The organism is Flavobacterium sp., from assembly GCF_043773265.1.
In the GTDB taxonomy this organism is placed as follows: domain Bacteria; phylum Bacteroidota; class Bacteroidia; order Flavobacteriales; family Flavobacteriaceae; genus Flavobacterium.
In genome coordinates this window covers 1-7,291 of record NZ_JAYVFH010000296.1, presented here as the reverse complement: position 1 = coordinate 7,291, position 7,291 = coordinate 1, and the positions used below count along the sequence as shown (strand labels likewise).

The 7,291-nt window shown below is 29.2% G+C and carries 10 protein-coding genes; 3 read left to right on the top strand and 7 right to left on the bottom strand.

The genetic code is table 11. The annotated features are described in order from the left end of the window. Positions 1–51 precede the first annotated feature (51 nt). The 3 genes from ACH2BO_RS15245 to dnaA are packed head-to-tail and all read right to left on the bottom strand — an operon-like array spanning position 52 to position 2,720. Entirely contained in the window at positions 52–777 is a 726-nt protein-coding gene (locus tag ACH2BO_RS15245) for an SAM-dependent methyltransferase (RefSeq protein WP_395045586.1), read from the bottom strand. Then, complete coding sequence (locus tag ACH2BO_RS15240) at positions 777–1,244, bottom strand: low molecular weight protein-tyrosine-phosphatase (RefSeq protein ID WP_395045585.1); 468 nt, start codon at positions 1,242–1,244, stop codon at positions 777–779. The genes ACH2BO_RS15245 and ACH2BO_RS15240 overlap by 1 nt, the downstream gene beginning before the upstream one ends. 48 nt (positions 1,245–1,292) lie before the next feature. Further along, a complete protein-coding gene (gene dnaA, locus ACH2BO_RS15235) occupies positions 1,293–2,720 on the bottom strand; it encodes a chromosomal replication initiator protein DnaA (protein ID WP_395045584.1) in 1,428 nt (475 codons plus the stop codon). 185 nt (positions 2,721–2,905) lie between these two features. On the opposite strand from dnaA, the gene ACH2BO_RS15230 reads away from it, so the two are divergent. Further along, complete coding sequence (locus tag ACH2BO_RS15230; protein ID WP_395045583.1) at positions 2,906–3,307, top strand: acyl-CoA thioesterase; 402 nt, start codon at positions 2,906–2,908, stop codon at positions 3,305–3,307. On the opposite strand, the gene ACH2BO_RS15225 is transcribed toward ACH2BO_RS15230, so the two are convergent. Genes ACH2BO_RS15225 through ribD form a run of 3 tightly spaced genes read right to left on the bottom strand, consistent with a single transcriptional unit; the run spans position 3,308 to position 5,561 of the window. Next, positions 3,308–3,913, bottom strand: coding sequence for an IMPACT family protein (locus ACH2BO_RS15225; protein ID WP_395045582.1), 606 nt, complete (start codon positions 3,911–3,913; stop codon positions 3,308–3,310). It abuts the gene before it with no gap. A 3-nt stretch (positions 3,914–3,916) separates the two neighbouring features. Beyond that, positions 3,917–4,525, bottom strand: coding sequence for an HAD family hydrolase (locus ACH2BO_RS15220; protein WP_395045581.1), 609 nt, complete (start codon positions 4,523–4,525; stop codon positions 3,917–3,919). After that, complete coding sequence (ribD, locus tag ACH2BO_RS15215) at positions 4,518–5,561, bottom strand: bifunctional diaminohydroxyphosphoribosylaminopyrimidine deaminase/5-amino-6-(5-phosphoribosylamino)uracil reductase RibD (protein ID WP_395045580.1); 1,044 nt, start codon at positions 5,559–5,561, stop codon at positions 4,518–4,520. Before ribD ends, ACH2BO_RS15220 begins: the two co-directional genes overlap by 8 nt. A gap of 84 nt (positions 5,562–5,645) precedes the next feature. Here ribD and ACH2BO_RS15210 point away from each other — a divergent pair, with 84 nt between their 5' ends. Both ACH2BO_RS15210 and prmC read left to right on the top strand, forming a co-directional pair. After that, complete coding sequence (locus tag ACH2BO_RS15210) at positions 5,646–6,161, top strand: GNAT family N-acetyltransferase (protein WP_395045579.1); 516 nt, start codon at positions 5,646–5,648, stop codon at positions 6,159–6,161. A gap of 6 nt (positions 6,162–6,167) precedes the next feature. Next, complete coding sequence (prmC, locus tag ACH2BO_RS15205; RefSeq protein ID WP_395045578.1) at positions 6,168–7,064, top strand: peptide chain release factor N(5)-glutamine methyltransferase; 897 nt, start codon at positions 6,168–6,170, stop codon at positions 7,062–7,064. 88 nt (positions 7,065–7,152) lie between these two features. Here the strand turns inward: prmC and ACH2BO_RS15200 are convergent. Then, on the bottom strand, positions 7,153–7,291 hold a 139-nt coding region (locus ACH2BO_RS15200), incomplete at its 5' end, for an ABC transporter permease (protein WP_395045587.1).

The following is a 7,291-nucleotide window of genomic DNA, read 5'->3' as shown; positions in this document are numbered from 1 at the left end:
CAAATATTTAACAAAAAATAAATAATATAATTTTTTTATTTAAACTTTGCTTTAATAATTTTTATGAATAATAAAAATCGTTGGTCGATTGTGTAAATCTAACTTCGCTTTTTTCCAGTCAGAAACTTTCATGGTTTTTATATATTCTGTAGAAAGTGTAATGTCTGCAGCAATACATAAATGAGTATTTGGTTGCAATGTTTGCAATATATCTTCTAATAATTTATTGTTTCTATATGGAGTTTCAATAAATAACTGCGACTGATTTTTATCAAAAGATAATTTTTCAAAATTCTTTATAGCTGCTTTTTTTTCAGATTTGTCAATAGGTAAATAACCATTAAAGGCAAAACTTTGTCCGTTCATTCCAGAACCCATAATGGCAAGTAGGATAGAAGATGGTCCAACCAAAGGAACAACCTGGATTCCTTTTTCGTGAGCAATTTTTACAATTGCAGCACCAGGATCGGCAACACCTGGACAACCAGCTTCACTCATTAATCCAATATCAATTCCAACAAGACATGGTTGAATCATTTTAAGGTGATCGCTAACTTCTGTATGTTTGTTTAGAGTATTGAGTAATAATGATGCTTGTACTTTTTCGGGACAAATACTTTTAATAAATTTTCTTGCTGTTTTTTCATTTTCAACAATATAACAATCTATAAGTTCAACAGTTCTTTTTACAGTATGCGGCAAAACATCCATTGGATTGCTCTCGCCAAGTGTTGTTGGAATAAGATATAATTTGCCTATAAGATTTACTGGCTTCATTAAGAATGTTTTTCTAATAATTTTTTAGCCAATAAATCAGTTGTTTCATCAAGCATTTCAAAAACCATATCAAATCCATTTTGTAAACCATAGTATGGATCTGGAACATCTACATTATCTCCAGGAAAAAGTTCCTCTAAAATAAGTTGAACCTTTTTTTTATGTTCATCGGTTTTTGCTAAAGAAACTACATCATCATAATTTGAATTATCCATGACAAAAATATAATCATAAATATCAAAATATTTCGGAGTAAAATAATTACCTCGTTGACTAGAAATATCAATTCCATGTTTTTTTGCTGTTGCAATAGATCGATCATCTGGCTGTTTGCCAACATGCCAATTTCCAGTACCTGCTGAATCTACAATAAATTTGCCTTTGGGTAATTTAGACGCTAGAATTCCTTCTGCCAATGGTGATCGACAAATATTACCTAGGCAAACCATTAAAATTTTAACGGACATAATAATTCAATTTATTCTTTTTTTTGCAAAAATAAGAAATACAAATAGCTATAATGACAATTTTTTGTGAATATCTTCAACAAATTTTTTGAATTGCTTATCTGTAGAAACCAAATTGTCAACTGTCTTACAAGCGTGTAAAACTGTAGCGTGATCTCTATCTCCAATTTGTGAACCAATATTTGCTAAAGAAGCTTTTGTGAATTTTTTTGCAAAAAACATTGCCAATTGTCTAGCTTGAACCACATGACGCTTTCTAGTTTTAGATTGCAAAGTGTCTAAATCTAGCTGAAAATACTCTGAAACTACTTTTTGAATGTAGTCTATAGAAATTTCTCGTTTTACATTTTTAACAAATTTTTCAACAATATTTTTGGCTAATTCAAGAGTAACTTCTTTTTTATTGAAAGATGATTGTGCAATTAAAGATATGATTGCTCCTTCAAGTTCTCGAACATTAGATTTTATATTTTGAGCAACATATTCTACTATTTCGCTTGGCATTTCAACTCCATCGCGATATAAAATATTATTTAAAATGGAAACTCTAGTTTCATAATCTGGCTGATGTAACTCAGCAGATAATCCCCATTTAAAACGCGACAGCAAACGTTGTTCGATATCCTGCATATCAACTGGAGCTTTGTCTGAGGTAAGAATTACTTGTTTTCCGTTTTGATGTAAATAATTAAAAATGTGAAAAAACACATCTTGTGTTCCTGATTTTCCAGAAAGAAATTGCACATCATCAATTAATAAAACATCAATTAATTGGTAAAAATGAATAAAATCATTTCTATTATTTTTCTTAACAGAATCTATATATTGTTGTGTAAAAACTTCGGCAGAAATATAAAGAACAGTTTTTTCAGGATATTTATCTTTTATTTCAACACCAATTGCGTGTGCCAAATGTGTTTTCCCTAAACCTACACCGCCAAAAATTAATAACGGATTAAAAGATGTACCTCCAGGTTTATTGGCAACTGCCATTCCTGCAGAACGAGCTAAACGGTTGGAATCGCCTTCAAGGAAATTATCAAAACTATAATTAGGATTTAGCTGCGATTCTATTTTTAAATTTCTAATTCCAGGAATTACAAACGGATTTTTAAGTTCAGGATTTAAATTTTTAAAAGGTGCATCAACTTCTTGCGATTTTATTGGGCCTCGGTGAGCACTTGGCAATTGTTCTGTAAATGGTTGTTTATTGCCATAAGTGTTTTCCATTTTAATTTTATAGAGTAACTTTGCATTTTTACCAAGTTCTTTGGTTAAGGCAACTTTAAGTAATTTCACATAATGTTCCTCTAACCATTCATAGAAAAATTTACTAGGAACTTGAATATATAATGCATTATCAGTTAGTTCTACTGACTTAATAGGTTCAAACCAAGTTTTGTATGCTTGCTCTTGAATATTGTCTTTTATAAAAGACAGACAGTTTTCCCAAACCGATTGCGCAGTTTTGTTCATATTATGGTTAAAATTACTAATTTAATTAAAGGTTCTCCTACAAAAGAAATGGGTATTTCTTAGTTGTTTTTTGGGTTAACAAATATGTGAACAAATTTCTTTAAAAAAAAATAAAAAGGTATTGATTTTTTAAAATTTTTGTTGTAACGAATAATTTTATAATAGACTAAAAGCAAAAAAAATAGATGAAAGGACACGATGTAGAAGTTAGAGTACGATATTCAGAAACAGATCAAATGGGTGTTGTTTATCATGGTAGTTACATTCCTTATTTTGAGATTGGAAGAGTGGAATGGCTTAGGAATAAAGGCGTTTCGTACAAATCACTTGAAGATTCTGGTATTGCCTTACCAATTGTTTCTATGCATCTAAATTATAAGAAACCAGCACGTTATGATGACTTACTTATCATCAATACAAAATTGCGAAGTCATAGCGGTGTAAAGATAGAATTTGATTGCGAAATTCGCAATGAAAATAAAGAGTTATTAACAACTGCACATTTTATTCTTGTTTTTGTAGATATAAAAACAGCCAAACCAGTTCCTCCTCCAGATTATATTTTAGAGATAATGAAAAATAATTAATTACTCTTTCAATTTAATTTCAACTTCAAACAATGAATTAAAAATGTCGAAAACAACTTCGGCATTTTTTTTTCGTGTTGCAATTTCAATTTGGCAATTTTCTTCCATTATTTGAGAAATAATATTTAGGTTTTTCTCTTTAATTACACGCATTACTTTATTCATATTTTTATAATCAAATGAAATTATGTAATGGATATTGATGGTTTTTTCAATAATTTCAGCAGTTTCTAATGCCATTTGCGCTGCAGTTTTGTATGCAGAAATTAATCCGCCAACTCCAAGTTTAGTTCCTCCAAAAAATCGAACAACAACAACTAGAATATTGGTTAGTGCAAACGATTGAATTTGTCCATAAATTGGTGCTCCTGCTGAATTACTTGGTTCTCCATCATCATTGGCTCGAAATTGAATTTTATCTGATCCAAGCTGAAAAGCATAGCAAAAATGACCAGCTCCAAAATGTTTTTTTCGTAAAATTTCTAAATTATTTTTAACTTCTTCTTCTGTAGTAACAGGAAATGCAGTTGCAAAAAACTTACTGTTTTTTTCTTTAAATAGTACTTCTTCCGAAGGTGATATAATGGTTTTGTAGGTGTCGTTCAAAACTTATAAAGGCAACTGTTTTTGTTTAAATAAATCTACAACATCTTCTTTTCCAACTTGTAAATTCCAAACATGAATTCCTAGACTTGCTGCTGCATCTGTATTTACCTTTTTATCATCAATAAATAATGTTCGTTTTGCTGATAAATCATGTTTATTAAGTATAGTTGTAAAAATGTTTAAATCTGGTTTTCTCATTCCCATTTCATAAGAATAATATACTTTTTCAAAACATTGATAAAAATCACTAAAGAATGAAATTCCAACGTTATGTTCAAATTTACTGATATGAATTTCATCGGTATTTGTCAACAAAAATAATTTATATTTATGTGAAAGCAATTGCAAAAACTCTAATCTGTAAAGTGGAAATTCTCCAATTATGACATTCCATGCTGTTCTAACATCTATAATTGTAACATTTGGAATAAATTTTTGAAAAGATTCTAAAAACTGTAACTCAGTTATTTTTCCTTTTTCGAATTTATCGTTTATTTGTATAAGTTCATCATTTGGTCCTGGTAAACCCAATTTTTTGAAGGCTTCAATTTGAGCTTCTTTTTCTAAGTTGATAAAAATATCACCAAAATCAAAAATTATTGCGTTAATCATAATTGAAAAAAGTTACTAGTTCGTTATCTAAAATGTGCTGTGTTTTTACATTTTTAAAACTTATTTCTGGAGATTTTATTCCTTCAACCAAAAGTTTTTTTGATTTAAAAACTCTTGCTTCATCCCACATATTAGCATCAATAAATGTTTGTAATGTTAGTTTTCCGCCTTCAATAATTACTGATTGAATTTTATGTTTTAATAAAATTTCGGTAATTTTAAAAGCCAAACGTTTATCAAAGATAGCATTTTCAAAAATACGTTGGTCGTTTGATGTTAAATTTTCCTTTTCGGTAATAAATATTGTTTTAATATCACTACTAAATACATTGTATTTTTCATTGATTTTTCCAGTTCTGTCTAATACAATTCTTATCGGATTATTGCCTTTCCAATCTCTAACATCCAACTTAGGATTATCGTCTAATATTGTATTTGTACCAACTAAAATGGCTTGTTCTTCGCTTCTCCATTTGTGAACTAATTGTCTTGATACTTCGTTTGAAATCCAAATTGGTTCTTGTTTTTCTTTAGAAAGTGGAGCAATAAATCCATCTTGACTTTCGGCCCATTTTAAAATAATATAAGGACGTTTTTTTTCGTAAAAAGTAAAAAATCGCTTGTTTGATGCTTTGCATTCAAGGTCAAGAATTCCAACAGTTACATTAATTCCTGCTTCAATTAATTTTTTAATTCCGTTTCCTGCTACTTTTTCATTAGTATCCATTGTTCCGATAACTACATTTGGAATTTTATTTTTTATTATTAAATCGGCGCAAGGTGGAGTTTTTCCAAAATGACTACAAGGTTCTAAACTTACATAAATAGTTGATTTAGAAAGTAATGATTTGTTTTTTACAGAGTTTATTGCGTTTACTTCTGCGTGGTTTTCACCATATTTAGAAGTGTAACCTTCGCCAATTATTTTATTGTCAAATACTATAACTGCACCAACAGATGGATTTGGCATTGCAGCAGGCAATCCATTTTTGGCTAATTCTAGGCAACGTTTTATATAAATTTCGTGTGTTTTCACAATACAAAAGTAGTATTTTTGTTAACGTATTTTATTATTCAAAATGGATTTGATTTTTGAATTTAGAATATTCAGCTTAGAATAATGATTTTAGAAATTTTAAAAATGACAATTAGACCAATTCAAATAGAAGATAACCATCAAATTGCTAATGTAATTAGAACTGTATTTATTTCTGATAATTATCCAAAAACAGGAACAGCATTTGCCGATGAGCAATTGGATTTTATGTTTGAAACCTATAATAAACCAAAATCGATATATTATATTGTAGAAGAATCGGGAAGAATTATTGGTGGCGCAGGAATTAGTCAGTTAGAAAATTCAATTGAAAATATTTGTGAATTGCAGAAGATGTATTTTTTGCAAGAAGCTCGCGGAAAAGGAATTGGTATGGAAATGATTTTGAAGTGTCTAGCAAAAGCAAATGAATTTGGCTTTGAAAAATGCTATTTAGAAACGCTTCCGGAAATGCTAAATGCTCAAATATTATATAAAAAAGTTGGGTTTGAATATCTTTGCGAACCACTTGGTGAAACTGGTCATAGTAGTTGTCCTGTTTGGATGATAAAAGAATTGTTTAATGGTTTTAATGTTTAAAGTTTAATGTTATTTAAAAAATATAAAATTACTTTTATAAGAGAACTTTCTGCAGTAGTTGATGCTGTTGAAGCGGAAAGTTTCTTTTATATAATTCTAGAAAAGTTTCATGATTTAAAGCGAATTGATTTAGCATTGCAACCCAATTTAGAATTATCTCAATTTGAATTAGAAAAATGGGAAGCAATTGTTGCCGAGTTAAAAACTCAAAAACCAATACAATATATATTAGGTGAAACAGAGTTTTATGGATTGCCTTTTTTAGTAAACAAAAATACTTTAATACCAAGACCAGAAACTGAGGAATTGGTTGATTTAATTATTAAAGATGTTAATTGTTATAAGGAACTTCGACAAGCTCAGTTTGACAATAGTGCAAAATTAAATATTTTAGATATAGGTACAGGAAGTGGTTGTATTGCTATTTCATTGGCAAAAAATATTGAAAATACTCAAGTTTTTGCAATTGATGTTTCAGAAGATGCATTAAAAATTGCTAAAAAAAATGCTGAAATTAATGAAGTTGAAATTATATTTAATTGTGAAAACATATTGGAAATTGTCTTCCTGAGCGCAGTCGAAGGATTTCCAACTAAATTCGATATTATAGTTTCCAATCCGCCATATGTTAGAAATCTTGAAAAAGATGAAATTAAAGAAAACGTTTTGGCATTTGAACCACATTTAGCATTGTTTGTAGATGATACCGATGCTTTGCTTTTTTATAGAAAAATTGCATTATTGGCAAAAGAAAGTTTAACTGAAAACGGAAGACTATATTTTGAAATTAATCAATATCTTGGTTTAGAAACAGTTGAATTATTAAAAGGTTTAGGATTTCGTGATGTTATTTTGATGCAAGATATTTATGGAAATAATCGAATGATTTCTTGCAAAAAATAGTATTTTTTCTTTGTCATTTCGACGAAGGAGAAATCACATAATCTAAATCACTTGATGCGATTTCTCCTTCGTCGAAATGACAAAAAAACTACTCATAACGCAACGCTTCAATAGGATCAAGTTTAGATGCCTTTAATGCTGGATAAGAACCAGAAACTACTGCTACAATAAAAGTAGTAATTACAGCTGCTGTCATTGCACTCCATGGAACTACAAATGCAAAATCT